The sequence below is a fragment of the Gilvimarinus gilvus genome, from assembly GCF_030518155.1.
Taxonomy (GTDB): domain Bacteria; phylum Pseudomonadota; class Gammaproteobacteria; order Pseudomonadales; family Cellvibrionaceae; genus Gilvimarinus; species Gilvimarinus gilvus.
Map to the genome: position 1 here is coordinate 145,256 of NZ_JAULRU010000617.1, position 22,042 is coordinate 167,297.

At 50.4% G+C, this 22,042-nt stretch carries 12 protein-coding genes; 7 read left to right on the top strand and 5 right to left on the bottom strand.

Going from position 1 to position 22,042, the window contains the following annotated elements:
* Positions 1–21: 21 nt before the first annotated feature.
* Positions 22–1,608: a hypothetical protein gene (locus tag QWI17_RS15835; protein ID WP_302723490.1), complete on the bottom strand. Its 1,587-nt coding sequence runs from the start codon at positions 1,606–1,608 to the stop codon at positions 22–24.
* 168 nt (positions 1,609–1,776) lie between these two features.
* Positions 1,777–6,702, bottom strand: coding sequence for a beta strand repeat-containing protein (locus QWI17_RS15840; protein WP_302723491.1), 4,926 nt, complete (start codon positions 6,700–6,702; stop codon positions 1,777–1,779).
* A gap of 582 nt (positions 6,703–7,284) precedes the next feature.
* Between QWI17_RS15840 and QWI17_RS15845 the strand changes: the two genes are divergently transcribed.
* The 4 genes from QWI17_RS15845 to QWI17_RS15860 all read left to right on the top strand — a co-directional run bounded on the left by QWI17_RS15845 (position 7,285) and on the right by QWI17_RS15860 (position 14,535).
* Positions 7,285–10,419, top strand: a complete 3,135-nt coding sequence (locus tag QWI17_RS15845) for a CRTAC1 family protein (RefSeq protein WP_302723492.1) — start codon at positions 7,285–7,287, stop codon at positions 10,417–10,419.
* Positions 10,420–10,441: 22 nt separating this feature from the next.
* Positions 10,442–12,715, top strand: a complete 2,274-nt coding sequence (locus QWI17_RS15850) for a thioredoxin domain-containing protein (RefSeq protein ID WP_302723623.1) — start codon at positions 10,442–10,444, stop codon at positions 12,713–12,715.
* A 168-nt stretch (positions 12,716–12,883) separates the two neighbouring features.
* Positions 12,884–13,339, top strand: coding sequence for a post-PEP-CTERM-1 domain-containing protein (locus tag QWI17_RS15855; protein ID WP_302723493.1), 456 nt, complete (start codon positions 12,884–12,886; stop codon positions 13,337–13,339).
* On the top strand, positions 13,336–14,535 hold the full coding sequence (locus tag QWI17_RS15860) for a hypothetical protein (protein ID WP_302723494.1): 1,200 nt from the start codon (positions 13,336–13,338) through the stop codon (positions 14,533–14,535). The genes QWI17_RS15855 and QWI17_RS15860 overlap by 4 nt, the downstream gene beginning before the upstream one ends.
* Before the next feature lie 424 nt (positions 14,536–14,959).
* On the opposite strand, the gene QWI17_RS15865 is transcribed toward QWI17_RS15860, so the two are convergent.
* Positions 14,960–15,295: a zinc ribbon domain-containing protein YjdM gene (locus QWI17_RS15865; RefSeq protein ID WP_302723495.1), complete on the bottom strand. Its 336-nt coding sequence runs from the start codon at positions 15,293–15,295 to the stop codon at positions 14,960–14,962.
* Between the two features lie 826 nt (positions 15,296–16,121).
* Between QWI17_RS15865 and QWI17_RS15870 the strand changes: the two genes are divergently transcribed.
* The 3 genes from QWI17_RS15870 to QWI17_RS15880 are packed head-to-tail and all read left to right on the top strand — an operon-like array spanning position 16,122 to position 18,372.
* On the top strand, positions 16,122–17,090 hold the full coding sequence (locus QWI17_RS15870; protein WP_302723496.1) for an ATP-grasp domain-containing protein: 969 nt from the start codon (positions 16,122–16,124) through the stop codon (positions 17,088–17,090).
* 15 nt (positions 17,091–17,105) lie between these two features.
* Entirely contained in the window at positions 17,106–18,257 is a 1,152-nt protein-coding gene (locus QWI17_RS15875; RefSeq protein ID WP_302723497.1) for a Gfo/Idh/MocA family protein, read from the top strand.
* On the top strand, positions 18,247–18,372 hold the full coding sequence (locus QWI17_RS15880) for a hypothetical protein (RefSeq protein WP_302723498.1): 126 nt from the start codon (positions 18,247–18,249) through the stop codon (positions 18,370–18,372). The genes QWI17_RS15875 and QWI17_RS15880 overlap by 11 nt, the downstream gene beginning before the upstream one ends.
* A gap of 219 nt (positions 18,373–18,591) precedes the next feature.
* Here the strand turns inward: QWI17_RS15880 and QWI17_RS15885 are convergent, their stop codons facing one another.
* Together QWI17_RS15885 and QWI17_RS15890 are read right to left on the bottom strand one after the other, a co-directional pair.
* The gene (locus QWI17_RS15885) at positions 18,592–19,710 is read right to left on the bottom strand and encodes a DegT/DnrJ/EryC1/StrS family aminotransferase (protein WP_302723499.1); all 1,119 of its coding nucleotides are present in this window, start codon (positions 19,708–19,710) and stop codon (positions 18,592–18,594) included.
* Positions 19,710–21,605 carry a hypothetical protein gene (locus tag QWI17_RS15890; RefSeq protein WP_302723500.1) on the bottom strand — a complete coding sequence of 632 codons (1,896 nt, stop codon included), beginning with the start codon at positions 21,603–21,605 and terminating at the stop codon, positions 19,710–19,712. The genes QWI17_RS15885 and QWI17_RS15890 overlap by 1 nt, the downstream gene beginning before the upstream one ends.
* Positions 21,606–22,042: the final 437 nt, after the last annotated feature.

Consider the following 22,042-nt stretch of genomic DNA (forward strand, 5'->3'; position numbering starts at 1 on the left):
TTGGTTCCTATTTCGAAATGCTCAGGAATCTTCGAGCTCATCCAAACGGGAACGAAGCTCGTCAATTAATTTTTGCTGCTCAATAGTATACAGTGTCAACTCTTCCACTTTCTCCATCATTTTTACATGCCCTTCCGTCAGGTCAAGGCCGTCCCGAATAATCTCGTCGGCAGGTCGAATGTTCGGAAGATGGCCGTTTTCGAGAATGAATGCTTCCACTTCCCTGATGGGCATCAATGCGTAACCGTCCTTGAATACGTAATCCGGATACACGTTGGATGCTGTAGTCAGTGTCCCGGTAATCGTAATGTTTCCTGCGCCGTCGAGTTCAAACTCTGCTCCGCCGCTTCCGACTTTGGTGAAACGAATTAATTCGCTACCGGTTGTGGCAATCACCCAGTCGTTGTCGTTGGCGGAATTATCTTCAAAATGGATTCTTCCGCCGCCATTGTTCGTCATGGTCAATAAAGTTCGATCAGCGACCGTTCCGGAGGCTTCTTCGATTTTTGCCGCCGTCGATCCGCTCGTCCCACGGACATGAAGTTTCGTATCAGGGCCATCCGTTCCAAGACCCACATCACCATCTGCCGCGACAAAAATGGAGTCATTGGGTGCGTTCGGCTTGATTCGGAACGGCAGTTTACTACCATTAGTCACATCCCGGATAAAGAAATTGGTTTCATTACCCGCCACATCCCAGGATTGCGGGGTAAAGCCCGAGCTGCCGTCCTGCTCCAGGCGCAGGGCCGGCGTGTTGCCGTCCCTCATATGAGCTTGCACCACCGGGGTGCTGGTACCCATGCCAATGTTGCCCGCGTCGCTTATGTACAGCGAGTTAGTGGGCGCGTTTCCAACAACTGTGAGCGGGGTTTTTCCAGTGGTTATGTTATCGATCGAGAACTTGTTCGCGCCTCCATTGCCGCTGTCGTTCGCTGTCAGCTGCCAATCGTGATTCGGAAAGCTTGCCGAGGTACTGGTATCGTCGAACTTAATCCTAAGATTATTTTCCTTTAACCTGAGGGTATCGAAGCCAAAGTTCTCGCTACTGGTACAGTCAGTCCCAACACACAAGCTGCCTTGGATTTCGACATCTTGGACAAATGTCTGTTCTGCGGTAACGTCTAATTCGATCGTTTCCGTAACTGCCACTTTGGAGGCCCGGAAACCTGCTGGCTTGTAGGGTGACTCTTCGACGTTCGGGTTAACAATCTGGCCACCTACAACCGAGAATGTGCCCGAGTGGCCCTGCAACGGCTGCGAGTCTACAGGTTGGTCACTGTTACGATCGCGAGTGACTCCGTAAATTCCCATAACCTGCAACTCGTAGCGATAGGTACCATCGGGCATTCCGCCTTCGACCATAACGGCCGGAACGAACTCTACCGGCATTCCAGACTGGAAGCTTTTGCGCAAGTAGAAACCCTCGGGACCTTTAATAATAAGATCCACCTCGGCATCAATACCCGCCACGCTTTTGGGAGCGAAAGCTAATGATTCATTCAGAATTTGACTTTCAAAAAGAGACGTCTCTTCAGCGTTTGACCAAGAACACGTCGCAGCAATGACGGCCGCGAATATGGTCAGTTGAAATTTTTTGTAAGCGTTCACGTTTTGTTCCCTCTTCAATATGCGCTCGCAAGCGAGCTCTATGCCGTTTAGGTGCGACCATTGGGCCACACCCGATAATTGCTTTTCCGTCGTTTAAATATCTCTCACGGATTACTTGCCATACATTATAGTCTTTAGTTGTTCACCACGCCGAGGGCCGGCCTATATCTACCCGTACCCCGCTTTGTGGTTTGTTGCTCGCAAAGCTCGCCAGCCAACGGCGAGTAATAACAACGTCAGTAAAATAAGCCACTTGAAGCTAATCGCAGGGAGCGACGCCGGCGACCTGGCAGCCTGACCAATCGCCAAGCTGGCGGTGGCAGTGCCGCTGTCACCGGAGCTCGAAGTCAACGCGCCACTGGTGCTAACAATTGTGCCATTGGCAATACCAAGCACATCAACCTGGAGGGTGCATTGACTACTTGCAGCAACACTGCCCCCACTGAACCCAATCGTAGTGGCTCCGGCGATAGCTGTCACAGTGCCGCCGCAGCTGCTGGAGGCGTTCGGCGCCGTGGCCACTTCGAGCCCTGCCGGCAGGTTATCAGTAAACGCAAGCGAGCTCGCGGCCAAGGTGCTGGCGCTGTTATCGATAGTAAACGTCAGTGTTGTAGTGCCGCCAAGGGCTATATCACTGGGCACAAACGCTTTGGCGAATGTCGGAGGCGCCACAACTTCCAGTGCTGCCGAGGCTGGATCGGCCACAGGCTGAGCGCTACTCGTTAGACTGGATGTGACACTGCTGTAATTGCCTGGGGTGGCGGTACTCGGTACCAATAGCTCAACATCAAATGTACAAGACCCACCAGCGCCTACCGTCCCACCACTGAATGTGAGCAAGCTGGCACCGCTAACTTGAGAGCCGCTACCACAGACATCGTTAATCGGTGTATTAGTTGCGGTCAAGCCCGTCACCAGATCATCCAAATCATCACTAAAAGCCAGTACAGTTGCGGCATTGGCCGGATCCGGGTTGGTAATTTGGTAGGTAGCCGTGGTTGTCGAGTCGGGCGCGACAGTACTCGGGTCAATGACCTTGGTGAGTACAAGAGGCTCGATCACCAGATCCGCACTGTCTGCCGCTGCTGCAACCGGGATACCCTGGCGCGTAGCGGAGGCAGCACTGGTGGTATTGGTATAAGTACCGGTCGGCGCATCGACCGGTACGCGCACTGGAACCACCACGGTGCAAGAGCCGCTTGCGGGCAGGTTGCCCCCCGTCAGCGCAACAATACTTGTGCCAGTGAGCGACGATCCGGCACCACAGGTATCGGCAATCGGTAGCCCTTCAGCCACCAGGCCCGAAAGGACAGTATCGAGGTCGTCGGTCAGCGCAATGTCTGTGAGAGCAAAGACCGAGCCGTTAACAACCGACAATTCCATTTCGACCAAGCCACCCGGTATCACAGGCTGGGTGCGGAATGACTTGAGCAGGACAAAGTCACCTATGACGACATCAATAATGTCGGTAGCAGCGCCGCTGGTTCCGGAGCTCGATGTTAATGCACCCGAAGTATTAACAAATGTCCCCTCGGCGTTGCCGACAACATCAACTTGAATGGAGCACTGGCCGCCGGCGGCAACACCGCCACCGCTGAGCGCGATAGTGCCCGCTCCTGCGACAGCCGTTAGGGTGCCGCCGCAGGTGTTGGAGGCATTGGGCGCGCCGGCGACAACGAGGCCGGCGGGCAGGTTATCGGTAAACGCCAGCGAGCTCGCGGCCAAGGTGCTGGCGCTGTTATCGATAGTAAACGTCAGTGTTGTAGTGCCGCCAAGGGCAATGGCATTGGGCATAAATACCTTTGCGAATGACGGCGGTGGCTCGATCTGCAAGATGTCCGAGACCGCAGCAGACACATATAACCCGTTGCTCGTCAGATTCGATGTAATGCTATTGAAGCCGCCCGGTGTGGCCGACACCGGCACCTGCAGCTCGACATCGAAGGTGCAAGATTGGCCGGGGCCAAGTTCGCCACCACTGAAGGTTAACAGGCTGGTGCCGCCAAGTTGCGAGCTGGCGCCACAAATGCTGGTCTGCGGAGTGTTAGTTGCAATCAAGCCAGCGATTACAGCGTTAAGGTCGTCGGTAAACGACAACCCACTAATTCCAGCAGTGGCATCGAAATTTTCTAGGGTAAAACTCAATGTCACGGTATTGCTCGCAGCACTGGGCCCGGAAAAACTCTTTAAGAAATCAACATTGTTGATGCTCAGTGTATCGCTCGCAGCAATGCCGGTGGCTGCTACGCCACCGACAGCACCGGTGACAGCGGATGTGGTGCTAGTGGCGCTGCCAGTAGCGTTGCCGGGGATCCGCAATGTTACCGAAAAACTGCACGATTGACCTGCAGGCAGAGCACCACCCGTAAAGTTAAGAGTGCTGGTACCTGACAATTGAGAGCCAACACCGCATATACCGTTTTGCGTACCGCTTTCCGATTCCAAACCATTGAATACCGCATCCAGATCGTCAGAAAAACTGATATCGGCAACCGAATCAGTAAGGCTATCGTTGGTAAGGGTGAACGCCAGCGTCACAGTTCCACCGGGAGTGCCCGGGTCATCCGTAAACTGTTTAACCAGCGAAAGCAAGTTGTTGTCCACGATCAGATCGTCCTGAGCGTTACCGAACGGAACGAATCCTCCATCGAGAGTCGCGCTGCCTGCGCCAGTGGTGTTGACGTAGGTCCCTGTGGCAGCACCCGGCGGCACCTGAACGGTCACATCGAACGTACACGACGCCTGCGGTGCCAGCTCACCACCGATGAAAAATAAGAGACTGTTACTGCTCAAACCGACGACCTGAGAGCCACTACCACAGATGTCATCTAACGGCAGGCCGGTCGCGACGAGGCCAGACAGAGCGTCGTCAAGATCGTCGGAAAAAGTGATGCTGGTGGCATCGAAATCTGGGTTGGTATTCGTAATAGTGAAACGCAGCGGCAGGCTAGCCCCCGGCAGCACCGGGTCTCCAATAAACTCTTTAGTGAGCTCGACAGCGGAGATAAGCAGATTGTCATTGGCCGGTAAGCCGCTGGTTGACACCCCGCTCACCGTTGCCGAGACGTCACTTGTGGTATTCGGGTGGACGCCCGGTGCGGCTCCAGCGGGTACGGTCAGGTCAACACTAAAGGTACAGGTTGCGCCCGCGGCCAGTGATCCGCCAGTGAAGCTGAGCGAGGATGTACCCGTGATCGACGAGCCTGCACCACATATGTCAGTCTGAGGCAGCCCGGTGGCCACCAGCCCGGTAAGGACAGCGTCGAGATCATCGGTAAAGGCAATACCGGTGGCACTACCGGGGGCGAATTCGCTATGCTCCAGTGTAAATTCCAACGTCACAGTGGCCCCTGAATCCACGGGATCTCCGAGGAACGATTTGGTTAATCTAGGAGCGCCGACCACGGCCAGTGAGTCTGCGGCCGCGGGGCCAGTGCGGGTTTGGCTGTCAACCGTTGCGGTAATCTCGCTCGTGGTGCTGAGTAACGATTCGGAGGGGGCCCCAACCGGCACCTGCAGAATGACCTCAAAAGTGCAGCTTGCACGAGGCGCCAAATTGGCGCCTGAGATATTCAGCTGAGGGATGCCACCAACTGTATTTACGAAGATAAACGATCCAGCGCCACAGAAACCGTTGGCCGGCAGACTGTCAACACTAAGCGACCCAACAACAATGTCGGTAAACGCTATGGATGTGGCGCTGGCGCTGGTGCTGGTATTCTCAATGGTGAATTCGAGACGCGTCGTATCACCAGCTCCCACAGGATCATCCAAGAACATCTTAGTCAGCACGGGAAATACGTCAACGACCAGATCGTCAGAGGCAGGCTGGCCGCTGATCGGACCGCCGGCAGTACTGCCGGTAACCGCACTGGTGGTGTTGGCATAGCTGCCCGGGGTTGCACCAGCAGGTACATTGAGAGTCACTGAAAAAGTACAACTCGCTCCTGAGCTCAAAGATGCACCGGTCAGCGTCAGCACGTTTGTGCCGGTCAGGCTTGAACCGGTACCACAGATATCATTGGCTGGCAGTCCGGTGGCAACAAGCCCCGACAAGGTGGCGTCGAGGTCGTCCGTAAAGGTGATATCGGTGACTGTCTCGACACGGTCGAAGTTGGTGATCTGAAACTCAAGGGTTGCAGTCCCGCCCGGGAGGACTGGGTCATCAATGAAATTCTTGATCAGTGCCAGTTCGTCGACTACGACTTCGACCGAAGCGCTCGCCATGCCGCTACCTAGAGGAGAGGAGAAGCCGGAGACGGAGGTTAGCTCCTCAGTCCGGTTATTCAGCGTTCCCACGCCTGTGGCCTGAACATCGACGGTAATCGTGCACATGGCACCGGGGGCAAGAGTGCCAGGGTCTGCAAAATCATTGGCGAGGGAAATAGTGCTACTTCCAGGCACAGCAGTCAGTACACTGCCGTTGCAATCATTGACAGCGTTGGCGGGGCTGGAAACTTCAAGGCCCACGGGAAGCGCATCAGTGAAAGCCAAACTACTCATAGCATCGGCATTCAGCGAGTTGTCGATCGTAAAAATCAGGGTACTGCGCGCACCGAATTGCACCGAGCTCGGGGCGAAGCTCTTGGTGAAACCAGGGCGATCATCGGCAATCGTCAGCGTATCCGGCGCCGGGCCGCTGTTGCCGGCCGAAGAGGTCAAGTCGCCGGAGTTGTTGTTGTACGCGCCTGGCGTAGTGCCGGTGACATCGACTGTGACCTGACAACTACTGGACCCGCCGACAAAACCGTCGCTCAGGGTGATGGTCGTGCCGCCGGCTGGCGCCGTCAGGGTCCCACCGCAATCATTGCTAAGAAAGGTAGGATCGGCGATTGTCAGCTGTCCGGGACCGAGTGATGGGAGGTTATCAGTAAAAGCCAGGTCGGTAACCGGCGAGGCGGTGCCGTTGTTGATCGTGAAGGTCAGCGTGCTAACACTGCCGGGGCCGATAATGTCAGGGGAAAACGTTTTCGAGAAAGTCGGTTGAGCCGCCACCTCGCCGGCGAAGGCTAGAGCAAAAAAAGTGGTGATAACCGAGATGATAAACCGCCGGAACCTACCCGACCGGTCGGCCGCCGCTTGCGTTGAGTGCATATTATCTGCCCTGATATTCTTGTTGTTACGGTATGGTTAAGCTAAGTTGAACCGACCGTTTTTAAGTTATAACCCCCATTACCACCCCCGATATGGCAATTAACCTAAGTTAGTTGCATGTTGGGGCCCCTTGTGGCTGCCTGCAAAGCAAATAATGCGGACCTCTGTACAGAATAGCATCACAGACCATCCGTGAGAAGCGTCACACTTCATAATTCACCTTGTTGGGGCGGAAAATGGCTACGCACACCCACTGGCGGCCTTCCTGAGACTCCCACTCGCCGGCCCGTCAATAGCGGCCGACGCTAATGAGCACTGGAAACCCGTGCTTAACCGATCTATCATCGGCGTCAGATCAGGGGGCAGGCTCCACCTCACTGAGCCGGGACTCTTTTTTAAGGATTATTTAGAACGTCTTGAGATCTGCACGCAGTAATACCAGGCTCGAGGCGACAACACATTATGGCTTTTCACTAACTGAGAGCACCCCGTGACAGCCCCCACCCATGGCCGCACGCTACGATCCCTAGACTGTAGGTAGAAAACCAAAAGAAATCGAAAAAGCTTGGAGCAACCCACTCAATGATAAAAATCACTAAAACCGTCGTTTTTTCTTGTACGTTACTCTGCTCGGCATACAGTCTAGCAATTACCAGCTCGCAAGCCGAAGACTCGATTGAGGACATCGTCAATCAGATTAAGCTTCTTGAAAAAGAGAGAGACCCCAAGTGCTATGCCACGGCGTCCAGACTAGAAGACTTCATGTTCGGAACACCGCTATCGAACGAGGCGCGCTTTAGCAAAAACTTGCTACAGAAGCAATTTGCACAGTCAATTTGGGAAAAGGCTAGCGTTAAAGCGAAACAAAATGGGCAGTCATCGGTAACACTCGAAACGTTAAACCAGGCATTGGCCGGCTCGATGCGCTATCAACAGGGAAAGGACGACCACTGGCAAGTAACCTACTCCGACGGCAAGCAAATCAACATCAACAATGTGGATAAACGCCAATACTCCACTATTGCCTATGCTTTGCGAGCCATATTAGCGGTGCAGCAAGAATCGCTGTTTGATCTTAACTCAAACCTGCTACCCATCGACCAAGAAGTCATCGGCAAACTTAAGGAAGCCCTAGACCTTCACAGCCTGGCGGTATTAAAGATCTCTGACGAAAAAGCCAGAAGAAGCGACAAACACGAGATTAGCGTTGACAACTTGGTTTCCGTATGGACAGAACTTTTAGGACCGCAAAAATCGGAAGCACAGAAAAAAGGAAATCCCCTCCCCGCAAAAACAGCCGAGCCCCAGGCTGCAGACCTGTCTCTGATCAAAAAGATCATAAAGCAAAAAGTCGATTCATACGAAGTTTACAACAACATCTCACAGCAACTTTTCATAAGAAACTTACAAGTGTATTTCGCACGAGTCAGCTGGCCGAAAGACCCCGAAGAAGCGAAACAATTTCAAACTCTTTACACTGAAACGCTAATACAGTTTGCAAGCGACTTTTATCTAGAATCCGAAAAAATTGCGCTCGCAAGAGGGCACTCAACGATCCAGGAGAAAGACGTTCAGTCCTTGGTGGATGTATTTATCCCCCACCAAATTGATGAGTATGAAGACGCATTATTTTTCCCTAAACTCGGCAAAAGCGATCAAGTAGCCATAGAATCTTACGATATGGATTCTTTTCGCGATGGCGGGCTACACTGGCGCTACCTGGAGTTTGCCATCAACTCTCCCGACTTTAATGCAAAGCTTCAGCCGGACCCGTTTGCACTGGAGCTCATTACGGAAAACATCGCTCAGTTCGGCGTCTTGTCGTTGCGAACGGCAGGAGATATAGCAAAATCACAGAATCAAGAAAGGATATCGTCCGCCGCATTTGTTTCTGGGCTTAAATCCATTCAAGCCAAAGTAAATCGCCACGCGAGCATTAAGAGTGTCGACGACAAAGAGAATAAAATCGTCTCTTCTGGAGCCGACGCCGCCCCTCAGTCGAGCACAACATTCTTTACCGATATTTCGTCTGCGACTGGCATTGACTTTATGCATCGAACTTCGGACTGGCTAAACCGTCAACTTAGGAGCTATCTGGATAAAGGAGAAGGCGTAGGTGTCATCACAATCCCTCCGGCATTTGGCGGCAGCGGGGTCGCGGCTGAGGACATTAATAACGACGGTTATGACGACATTCTGATCCTTGGCGGCCTGGGCAACAAGCTCTATCTCAATAAAAACGGAGAGAAGTTTGTCGACATCACCGAGTCTTCCGGACTGGGCTGGAAACGAGAGACTGACAACACACCCGGCGAGCCTCGGCAACCCATTATTGCCGACCTCGACAACGACGGCCTGCAGGACATTGTTATCACTTATGTCGAAGATTCTCACCGAGCCTATAAGAATTTGGGCAACGGACAATTTGAGGATGTTACCGATATAGCCAATCTAGGCGGCACCAATTTGGTTGGCGGACCAGCAACGGTAGCTGACTTTGACAATGACGGGCTATTAGATATTTATATCACCTATTTTGGTCACTACACAAAAGGTGTCCTGCCCACACTTAAAAGAAGAAACGACAACGGGTTACCCAATCAGCTATTCAAAAATATGGGCGGATTCAAGTTTAAAAACATCACCAAAGGTAGTGGAACCGCAAACACCGGATGGGGGCAAGCCGTAGCGCATACAGACCTTGACGGGGACGGACTGCAGGATTTAATTGTTGGCAACGACTTTGGTGTGAACGCGTACTTGAAAAATATGGGCAACAACCAGTTCAAGAATATCTCCAAAGAGCTGGGAACGGACAAGCCGTCTTACACCATGAACATTGGCATAGCAGACCTCAATCAAGACTTACGGCCCGACATATATATTTCAAATATTGTCACCATGAATAAAGATGAAAAGTATGTCTTGCCCAACGAAGACACCACCATGAAGTTCAATGCGGAGAAATTAGCGAACATGAGAGTTGTCGAAGCTAACGATCTTTTCTTGTCAAGGCCTGGCACTTCACCTTCTTACGAGCTAAGTGATGCCGTGGGAAGAGGCTATTCGTCTACGGGGTGGTCCTGGGACGCTGACTTCTTTGATTTCGACAATGATGGAGATAACGATCTATATGTCACCAACGGCATGAATGAATTTAATATATACAGCAGTGCAAACCCATACTATACCGACCCTCATTCTAATGAGGCCAAAAATGTCTACATGCCTGTCGCGACAAAAGAGTCCAATGTCTTTTTTGTTAATCAAAACGGAAAGCTTAACAACCGATCAAAAGAGTCGGGGATGGACCTAGTCGGTAATTCAAGAAGTGCAGCGTATCTGGACTTTGACAATGATGGCGACCTGGATGTGATTCTGAACAACTACCACGAAAAAGCATACTTCTACAGGAACGAACTGGAAGGCTCAGAAAACAGCTCCAATTGGGTAAAAGTTAAGCTTATTGGGGACCCGACTAAAGGAGTTTCGCGAGACGCCATTGGTGCACGAATAGTGCTTCACACCTCTGCCGGCGATAAAATCTGGAGAGAAGTCCACAGCACAATTGGCTATATGTCCGCTCACCCTAAAGAGCAACATATTGGCCTGGGCGATCAGAAAATAGATAAAGTAAACGTCATCTGGCCCAATGGGGACACAACCACCATTGACACACTGACATTAAACCACTCCCATGTAATCGAGCAGAAGTGATTTAATGCCGATATCAAAAGCCATGAAGTTGGCTGGTTTATTTATCTTCGTTATCTGCATCAGTTTTCAAGTGAACGCTGATGCAGTGTTTAAGCGCCCCCCAAGCCTGCCGGAACGAGAGAAAACTCAGTTTGACCAATGGAATAAAGCCGCAAAGCGAAAAAACGAGGATAAAGTTTTCTCCAAAGCAGAGGGAAAGTACTTAAACGCTTTGGTTAACAGCAGCTCCCCTTATTTGCGCCAACACGCCAAGAACCCCGTGAACTGGAAGCCTTGGCGCAGCAAATATTTAGAGCAAGCTAAGGCTGAAAACAAGCTCATCTTTCTATCCATAGGCTACTCTACATGCCATTGGTGTCACACAATGGCAAAGGAGAGCTTTTCTGATGCCGAGGTAGCAAAGGCGGTCAATAGCTCTTATATCGCGATAAAAATCGACCGAGAGGAGCTACCACAAATTGACAGGTATTACGCCTCCTTGCTAGAGGCGGTCAAAGGCTCTGCTGGCTGGCCGATTACGGCCATCATCAACAGCGAAGGCTTGCCAATCTACATTGACTCTTACCTACCAAAAGACAAGCTCATTAATTTACTGACTCGCGTGGACACCACCTGGAAAAACAACCCGGAATTTCTACTGGCAACAGCGAGAACCATCTCAGAATTAGTCGCGCCCCCTGAAACTGAAGGCGGCAATCACGCAGATATCGACACTGCCGAACTTTTAAACAGCTCAAAAAACAAGATCTTGACCGCACTGGACAGCGAGTTCGGAGGACTGAAGGGAGAAGTCAAATTCCCGCAGGAAACATTGCTACTGTATTTACTCGATGAACTGCGAAGGAGCGCGGCCCCCGACCTGGAAAAACTCCTGTTAGTACAGCTCAACAACATGATGAACGGAGGCATTCGGGATCATGTAGACGGCGGCTTTCACCGATACTCTACAGACAAGGAATGGATCGTTCCCCACTACGAGAAAATGTTGTACAACCAAGCGCTGATGGCTCAGGTTTACCTGGAGGCCTGGCAAGTTTTGTACGATGAAGACTATCAGTTTATTGCGACGGAAACTCTGGATTTTGCCATTGAGCATCTCTATCAAGCAGGGGAAGGCTTCTATTCCGCTCTGGACGCGGACTTTAAAGGCGAAGAAGGGGGATTTTATTTGTGGGCAGAAGCGGACATCGAAGACGCTTTAGAAGTGGAAGGTATATCGTACTACTCCTTTAAACCTGCCGACAATAAATCGAACCGGAAAATGGGTGTTTTGAGTAAACCTGAATATCGGTCTCCTGAAATATCAAAAGCGCTCAACAAGTTATCCCAAAAACGTCATGCTCGTGGCGACTTACACAGAGACGACAAAGTAATTACAAGCTGGAACGGACTCATGATCCACTCTTTGGCAATGGCGTCACGAGAGCTCAACAGAGAAGACTATCTCAAGATAGCCCAAAGCGTTGGTGATGCACTATGGGTGTCCAGGTTCGACACGAAAACGGGAAAGCTGTTTAGGACATCAGACACAAGCCAAGAGCTTTTCAGCCTCGAGGATTACGCCTATCTTAGCCGAGGTTATGTTGGGCTCTATGATGTTACACAAAACCCTAAATGGCTGGATCGAGCAAAAACTATATATTACTCTGCCAAAGCTTATTCTTCGCCACCGCAACTCACCAAAGCCACAGAGTTGGGGCCAAGCGCCTCGCCCAGCCTTGCGGATGGCGAGTTGATGTCCCCTATTGTCATATTGCAGGAAGTAGAGCTTGCACTCAAAAACAGAACGCTTGACCCCAAGCTGTTCAAACCGAGCGTGAGCATTCTGAATCAGATTAAAAGTCGCGCTTCGGAATCAACAATCGGACACATCTCCTCCCTGACCCATCTGAATAACGGGCTGCATGGAAGCTCTGGGAATGTCCGATATTTCGCCAATGGCATGGGCCGTTTTAGCATTGTTTGCGCGAAAAAAATAGACAATGCCTGCGCCTCGCTTGCGTTAGAGTTTACCCTGAATGACGGGTGGCATATAAACTCGAACACACCACTGCAAGACTACCTCAAGCCGACCATTGTAGAGTCCAGTTCTGTGTTGACTGTCGAATATCCTGAACCCATCACACAAACGCTTGGTTTTCAAAGAGAGCCGTTAAGTCTTTTTGCAGGTGAATTTTCGATTGTAATTACTAAGAAGCCAAACGAAGAAACCCACAAGACGAAAGTTAACCTTCCTCTACAGGCGTGCAATGATGAAATATGCCTGCTTCCGGAGAAAAGCGTTGTAATTTTTTAAGACCGTTCAACTCAAAATTTGAGCTTCTTTATTCCAAACCCTCACATTAGCAGAGCTGCTGGCCGGTCTTGTCGACTGTTTCTTTGCCATACGGGTTTACCGCTTGAATTTGGGCAAGCTGGCACCTAAAATTGCAAGGTTGTTAACAAAAAAATTAGCGAGATAGTGATGGATCAGACGTTCGCATCAAAATGCCTTTTCGGCTTGGGCATACTGTCAGTGATACTAGCCGCGCCGTTGGTAATCGCTGAAACCGACGATTCCAGCCAGCCAGATGCCGAGGCAGACACCTACCAAGGTGGCTGGACCGCTTGGCTCGACCCGAACACTGGCGAGCTGTCGAAAGAACCACCGCCTAAAGGTGTAGCCTTGCCGGTCGACAATAATGCGTTGCGCAGTTTCAGCACCTCCGATGTTGGCATAGTCCCCGAGACTTTGCCTAACGGGACGGTTGTAGTTGATTTACAGGGGCGCTTCCAGCAGGGCACGATGGCGACCATCGACAAAGACGGCAATGTAAAGACGCAAAGAATTGGGGGGGAAATGTTCTTAAGCCCCGATGGCCCTGAAATCAGTCGCCGAATGCTTAGTGACCACACATCACCAGAGGAAGATGCGCCATGATGCTCCGACGCACTCTTCTTTGTGCAATAATTTCACTGTGGAGCGCAGGCACACTGGCCGATGCTGTATTGACGCCAGTGTATGGCGACGGGGCTCTTGTAGGCTTCAACTCCATCGACCCACCCCATGCAGCCTCCAGTGACGATGGCAATCCAGGGGCTACCCTTGGCGAACAAAGACGCTGGGCTTTTGAGCGGGCGCTAGAGTTTTGGGAGCGCAGGTTAGACAGCAATGTAGTCATTGAAGTGGCGGCTCAAATGACTGACAAAGCGTGTGATGAATTCAGCGCCATACTGGGCTCGGCCGGCCCCCGGTCGGTAAGTCGTGACTGGGCAGCCGGACCGGGCGGAAGCGCCCCTTCAGAAGCGAACACTTGGTACTCCATCGCGTTGGCCAACAGAATTGCCAATGAGGACCTTATCCCTGGGACCCCTGATATCACTTCGGAGTTCAATAAAAAAATCGATGAAAGCACGAGCTGCCTGGGATCAAACACATGGTATTACGCCCTGGGTGAGGCACCGCCCGGAACCACTAGCTTCTTTGCCACCGCATTGCATGAGATTGGCCACGGCATTGGTGTGCTGACTTTTGTTGACAAGGCCAGCGGCGCGCGTTTTTCCGATAGGGATGATATATACATGAAGTTTCTGGAGGATCACAGCACCGGCAAGCTGTGGTCCGAGATGAACGATACCGAGCGCATGAATTCGGCCATTGACACCTCAGACTTACACTGGGTAGGCGCCAATGTGACGGCGGCTCTCGGCTCGTTGACGGGCGGCGTCTCCGGCGGCCACGCCCAAATGTACGCCCCGGACCCGGTGCAGGGAGGCTCTTCGGTTTCCCACTGGGACACGGCCATTCAAACCGCCGACGGCAACCACGAGTTGATGGAGCCCAGCGCCACCGGCTCCGAGAAGCTCCTGCTCACCGGCGAGATGCTACAGGATATGGGCTGGAATGACGTTGTGGCCAATAACTGTACCTTCGCGTCCTCGCGCCAAACACTGTCTTCTATCTATACCGGCACCAATGAACACGAAGCCTGCATAAGCGTCACTTACGATGGCGCGGTAATAATCTCCGGCGACACCAGCGCTACCGCCGGCAGAGAGGTGGTGCTGCAAAACGATTTTACGGTCGAACAAGGAGCCACGTTCTCGGTGGAGATCGACCCCGATATTGGCTTGTAAATGGATGCGTGCCCGGGCATTTGAATTGCTCGGGCGCCAGAGATCGGCGACTGACCTTGCCACTGTTATTCAGGTTATTTTTAGGACATTTGCCGAACTTTCCCTCTAACCGCCCAACACACTCTTTTCGCTGTACAGCAATGATGCATGAGGGGGCTATCGCCGAGCAATTAAGAGCGAAGTGCGACGGAGGAAGCGACTCAAAGTCCAACATAGTAGCCGCTTGTGTCACGTGCAACACGCGCCGACACCTACGTAAAAATCCGCCACCTCCGCCACCGTACAAACAACTGGTGCAAAAAAGGTTAATGCTCGGAAGATGGCATACGTCATCCATTATTGAACTTATTAAACACCCAGTAGACACCAAAAATTTTCCGGACTTTGACGACAACAAAATGTACGCCAAACTCTGCGCAATCGACTAGGCCTTCTTTACAAATTCGCTTTTCAGCATCATATCGCCGCCCTTGGCGAGCTTGCAGTCGATATTGTGGTCGCCATCGGCAATGCGCTTTATTGTCACCTTGGTGCCTACTTTAAGAACGTCAGAGGTGCCTTTTACCTTCAAATCCTTCGCCAGGGTCGCGGTATCACCCTCAACCAGCTTGTTACCATTAGAGTCGCGCACAAACGGCTCCTCATCAGCGCTGTCCTCGCCACTGGCAGACCACTCGTGAGCGCACTCTGGGCAAATGAGTAAAGCTTGGTCCTGATAGACAAACTCAGAGTTGCATTTGGGACAGGGGGGAAGTGACATATAGGGATCTCAGAACAGGGAAATGTAAGGTGTAAAGGGGTATTATCTCGGGCGAGTGTACACATAGCAAATAAACCATCAATCCCGTGAAGCTCTGATAATATTGTGCCGCAATACGCTGGCCAAACCTTCAGCATGCAACATTACCCACTAGCGCCAAACTCAACCCGAGGTATTACCGCAATCGGGTCAGCGGCTCCGGCTCTTCATTTCCAGACTGGCGCTCCAGAGACGTGTTGAGCGATAGGAACTCACCCTCCAGACCACAAACATTCCACCAGGAAGCAAAAGAGTAGCACGAACAAAGTGTCAATTTTAGACACAACCGCCCCAGCGTTAAGTCCCAGTCAGGACTGTAGCGTAAGAAAGTGCCATAAAGGGCCAATGTCCGTACCCCTCCAACACGGCCTATCGCTGTTCAGGGTATATCAACAGCAGGCTGTGGCCTCAGACGCATAAATGCGCTGAAGCATAAAAGTATTTATACTACCCCCCTTCGGCACGACTCGCGCGCCACAGCACAGTGGTCCGAGAGCGGTAAACACAGCCAAACAGACACCGCACGAAGGCTTACATTGGGGTTAGTGAGCGCTATTCACCTAAATAAGTGAGCCTACATCCTGTAAGTGCTACAAAAACGAGAAGGTACTTAATGGCGAAAGTCCTATTGGTAGATGCAGCCTTTTCTGCAGTGCCCATTTACAGAGAGCTAACGCGTCAGGGGCATGATATTGTGACCGTAGGCGCACGGGGTAGCGACCCTTTGGTCGGTATAGGAACCTGTCACAGATTAATTGATTACTCCGACTCTGAAGCGCTCGCGAAAGTGGCCAATGATGAGAAAATTGATTATGCAGTACCTGGCTGTACAGATGTTTCCTATTCAAGCTGCCTGAGCTTAAACACTTCGGGAACACTTCCCGGTTTAGACTCACCCGCCGCTCACGCAACACTGCACAATAAAAAAATGTTCCGCGACTTCTTATGGCAGAACAACTTGTCAGCACCAAGGGTATTTGATAAATCAAGCGCGATTCAATCCTTACCAATTATTGTAAAACCGGTAGACTCATTTAGCGGAAAAGGCATAACACATTTAGAAAAACCGTCCGAGCACGCGCTGACAATTGCCTATAACAAAGCGTGCGCGCAGTCAGCAACCGGCGAAGTGGTTATTGAGGAGTTTGTTGACGGAAAACTATACAGCCACTCTGCGTTTCTCAGCAACGGGAAAGTTATAGACGAACATTTCGTTGAGGAAACCTGCAGCGTCTGTCCGTTTGTCGTAGACATAAGCCACTTAGACTACTCACTTACAAGCGACATTAGAACTAACATTCAACGAGAGGTTGAGTCTATAGCGAAAGAGCTTAAACTAACAGATGGCTTAATACATACTCAGTTTATTAGCGATGGTGAGAAATTTTGGTTTGTTGAAATTACCCGCCGGTGCCCAGGCGATTTATACAGCCAACTCATCGAGCTTAGCGGTGCAACCTCATACATCAAAAATTTTGTTGCCGGTTTTCTAGGGCGAAGCCCCCAACCAAGCCCCAAAAATCACAGCCCTTTTATTCTAAGGCAGACGGTCAAAGCAAAAACCAACCTCAACCACTTTTGGCTGGAGTTTAGCCATCCTGCCCCCATTAAAGCTTTAATACCGCTTGCACTGCCCGGACAAGCCATGCAGGCCAAGGAAACCAGACAAGCTATTGTTTTTTACGAGTGCGAATCTCAGGAGCATCTTCTTGAGGTAAAAGATAAACTAATACAAGAAAACACCACTCTCGCATGAATGTACGTATGAACTATGGAATTTCCCACCAATATGAACAGTGAAGCCAAAAATCAACCGCTTAGAACGGCACTCATCGGCGGGGGCATCAATTCCGCAGTGGGTAGAGTACATGATGTAGCCATGCGCATGGACCACAAGTTCGACTTAGTAGCCGGCTGCTTCAGCCGCGACAAAGAGGTGAACGAAAGGAGTGGGAAAAGCTTTTGCATAGAAAACAGTAGAGTTTATGACAATCTGAAACAACTCCTTGACACTGAAAAAGACAACCTTGATGTAGTAGTCGTTGCACTACCGACCGACCAACATGCAAATGCGATATTCGACATATTGGATTACGGCATCAATGTCATAACGGACAAGCCTACTGTTAGCACGGTAGAGCAAGCGTTACAGCTAAAACAAAAGCTGGAAAACAATAAAAAACAGGTTTTTACATTATTCAATTACACCTGTTACCCCATGGTTAAAGAAATGCGCAGCATGCTGGCGCAGGGTAAGCTGGGTAAAATTCATCGAGCAATGATTGAAATGCCTCAGGACAGTTTTCTCAGAATGAGGAACGAGTCGACGCCAGGCAATATCCAACAATGGCGACTTTCCGACGGGGAGATCTGCGGCGCCTCTCTGGATTTATTTACGCACATTCATAGCTTAATGAAATTCTTAAACCCTGCCAAACCTGTCTCGGCATTTGCGAACATGCGCAGCATAAGCCAGCTTTCAGCAGGCCTTATTGACGACGTCGATGCGCTCATTGATTACGACGACGGCTCCACGTTAAGCGCTTGGTATGGAAAAGCGGCACTAGGCTACCGGAACGGCTTACAAGTAAGAATATTTGGAGAATTAGGTACCTTAGAATGGGTACAAATGAAGCCGGAAGCTTTAATATTCAGCGACCAATCAGGTGAAACGCACCTGCTAGACCGATTATCCCCAGAGGCCTTCGCGGCGCAAGCACCAAACATTAACCGCTTTAAAGCCGGGCATCCCGCCGGATTTATCGAGGCCTTCGCAAACTGCTATTACGACATAGCGCAAACAATTCAGCATGGCAGCAGCTTAGAAAACCCTACTTTTAAGCTTGAAAGCGCCATCGAGGGGCTTGAACTCGCCAGGGCTTTGCAAACAAGTCACACCACGGGAAACCGTTATGATTTCTAAGACCGTGTACTTGTTTGGCTCCTACGGCGAGGAGCTGCCGACCGTCAAACCCGAAGACATTGACAAGACCCAACACCTTCCTGATGGAGAAAGTAAAAAGGAAGCTGTATTTTAGGCACAACTCTTCTGGATTTTGTGAGTCACTGATATTCGCCATTTAGAACGGTGTCGGCATTAATCGCTCAAGATCAGGCCGGCCCGTGCCTCAATATGCATGTACGGCTGAGAGCTAGCAGGCTGTTGAAAAACCCCTTGCATGCTCAGTGAGTAGCGCCCCCATACAAATAGCATCTTACACAAAGCCGCAACAAATGGATTTTCGTAAATCAAGTAGCTACTTCGGCACCGCCCAGCATCGCAAGTACTCACAGGTGCGCCGTACATCTTCTGCAAGCAGGTCGGGATAAATAGGTAAACAAATCACGCTATCCGCTGAACGCCTGGCATTTGGCAAAGACGCTGGAACGCAACGCGCGTTTCTGTACAAAGGAAAATCTGTGATCAGTGGGTAAAAGTAACGACGAACATGAACTTCCCTTGCCCGCAGCATATCCACTACCTCATCCCGACTGTAAGGATATTCCTCGTTGATCATTATTGGGAAATAAGCGTAGTTGGGCTTTTTGGCCCACGGCTTTGCGCCACACTGCAAGCCGACTACATCGTTAAGGCCTTCAGAATAGAGTCGGGACAGCTCAGCACGCTTGGTCAACCACTCTTCCAAGTGCTGCAATTGTAAAAGCCCTAGCGCAGACTGAAACTCATTCAGCTTCGCATTAACGCCTATTTCAGGAATATGCGTTTCATCCTCGAAGCCAAAATTACGCAAGTACTCCAACTTTTTGCGCATAGCGTCGTCATGACAAATTATCGCGCCACCTTCAAAGGTGTTAAACACTTTAGTAGCATGAAAACTGACAACCGAAAGGTCACCTTCGTTTAACAATGAGCCGCTTTCGGTTACCACTCCAAACGCGTGCGCAGCATCATATACGACGGGAATGCCGTGTTTTTTTGCAATGCGCCCGATTGCCTCTGTCTCACAGGGGTTGCCATAGCAATGTACAGGCATTATCGCAGCTGTACGCTCAGTTATCGCGGCTTCGAGGTGCTCAGGATTTAGGTTACAACTGTCAGCGCCTATATCAACAAAAACAGGCTCTAAACCGGCCCATATAATTGCGTGCCCAGTAGCAATAAATGAATAGGGGGTAGTAATCACCTCCCCTTGCAAACCCAGCACTCGCAACGCCAGCAATAACGCCGATGTTCCGTTGTTACAAAGCACAACATGCTTAACATTTAAATATTCCGCCAGTGCTGCCTCTAGCTTCTGATGAAAAGGACCAGAGTTGGTCAGCCAGCGAGTCTCCCAGATTTCCTCCAGATATGGCAAAAACTCCTCGAGTGGCGCTAATGCAGGTTTGGTAACAAGTATCGGCTTTCTATCCATTATTCAGTCTTCGAGTCGGGCATAGAGTACCCATCAATATCAATCAAGCGCTCATCGCCTGCCTGAATCGTGTCATGGTGAGTAAACAGCTTGTAAACCACTTCACCAAAACTCACTGCATTCGTTCCCTGAGAGCTTCTTTCTCGCTTAGCGGGTATCTCTTGAATGATTTCCTGCCTCAACTCTTTGTCATCTACCAGCCTAACGGCAGCCTGAATATATTCCTCCAAAGAATGAGTGCGAAGGAATTCCGGGTAACCGAGTTTCTCACTTAATAGCACGTCTACACGCGAGTGCGGCTCTTTACCATCCATACAAACAAAGGGAAGGCCTATATGGGCACAATCAAAAATCCCATTTGTATTTCCGAAAGGGAACGGGTTCAACACCATATCGCAAGTGCGTAAATTATCAATAAACTCTGGGTAGGCGGCAGGCGGGTAAACCGTTGCACTTATATACCGACTAAGCTCAACTTTGAAGGCATCCAGCGTGACACCGCTGCTGGCGGGAAAGAATACAAACTCTACCGGAGAGACACTCCTTGCCTCAATTTCCTGGCAGGCTTTAATCAGCCGATAATTGATTTTATAAAGCTTTGCATTAACCCCAATTCTTACTTTTTCACCCGGCTGTGGGTTGTATGAAAAGTCATTGCCGTCAGGGTGAGGAACCGCAACCGAAGAGGCATTTTCATCCGAATACACGACACGCTCGCCAAAAATATTGGGGTCCGTTTTCTCCGCCAACGCATAATCCATAACAGGTGACATACTGGTTGCGGGGTGGCCCAACGACATCATTTGAATTGGAGCGAAACGAAATTGCGCCAACACAACGGCCCAAACCTCCATACCCAAGCTAGGAAAGTAGAGTACGTCTGCCTGCATTGCCTCAATTTTTTTAGCAATATTGCTAAAGGGCTCATTCTCAGAAAAAGTGTAAACCTCATCAAATGCTTGCTTAGAGGTATCATCCAACTGGTCTTCAATCCCTACTCCAATAAGGTAAAAGTATCGCCTAAGATCATCTATCCGCTTGCGGAAACAACGATACACTGCATGTGAACTGGTAAATCTCTCCAAACCCACAACCAGCTTCGGCTTGCGCCCCGTCTCCGTACACAATTGCGGAAGATGCTTTGCAATAACAGGCGGCTTAACACCATTTTTTTCCGCAAATTGCTTAAGAATTTTGTTTAGGAATATTTTTGGCTTGTGTTTCTCCTCGTACCCCATGTAGCTGCACAACATCCAGGCGTTAATGACACCCTGTAGCAAGTTTTTAGGTAGCTCGAAGTCCTCTGGCAAATTAAAGTCAGAATACATTGACGCTACGCGCTGCCGCGTTTGATCAGACTTTTCGTCTAACACGACATCTGTATCGATAAACGAGAGCCAGAATGGCAGAGAAACCTCTAGTGGCAAGCTTTTTATCCAGCGGCGATAAAGACCTTCATCTTGTGGAGAGCCAGGGGTGACTGTCAAAAGCAATTTAAACAGTGCACCCTGATTTTCCACAACCCCCTGCCCATTGGCGTCATACTTCAACATATGCCAGTGCAAATGGTCCATATCGCCAAACCCCGACGCCATAAAAATAGAACGCAGAGTTCTTTTATAGGACATCAAGAGTATATAACCTTCTTTCGGTGGCAGAAATTTCTTCGATGCCAGCATTGTGGTAATCGCACCCGCCAGTCGCGTATTCATTTGCCGTCGCTCGTGATCTTGCTCCCTTTCCGACTGCAAATGCTCTGAGGGACGAAACGCCAGTCCCTTCACGGTCATTGCATCTAATAATCGCAATAGCAGCGCCGCCGCATGTTCATATCGTCCGCCGTAAATCAGCATTTCCAGCTGTTCTATTTCTATTTTTTCTGCATCTAAGCTCATTACTGGTCCTAAAATCTATAAGGCTGTCCGGCGCCTACGACGTCACTGTTGCTAACCGTAGCTACAGCCGTACAACTGTTCATGCAATTAATGATTTCGAGTTTAAATAAACATACCCCCAAAGCAAGCCCATTATCACTTTAACGGACCACTAGCCTGCACCAATAGCCACACGAAACTCGCGCGCAGCTAACGGGTATTCATCGATTAAAAGGGGATTAATATCGTTGTAGATTAATAATCGCTTACTGGACAAGAGCTTACCTCCATTTCGTTGTCCGCACGAACTCGTCAGACAATGATTCGTGGGCGTCTTCTCCGGACTCTGAAAAATCCGAATTATGCCATTTTTTACGACCAAGCATAACCCACATCTATTGGTTGCCGGACATGGACATAACAAACATTAATCGCTGAAACGAACGCACCAAATCGGG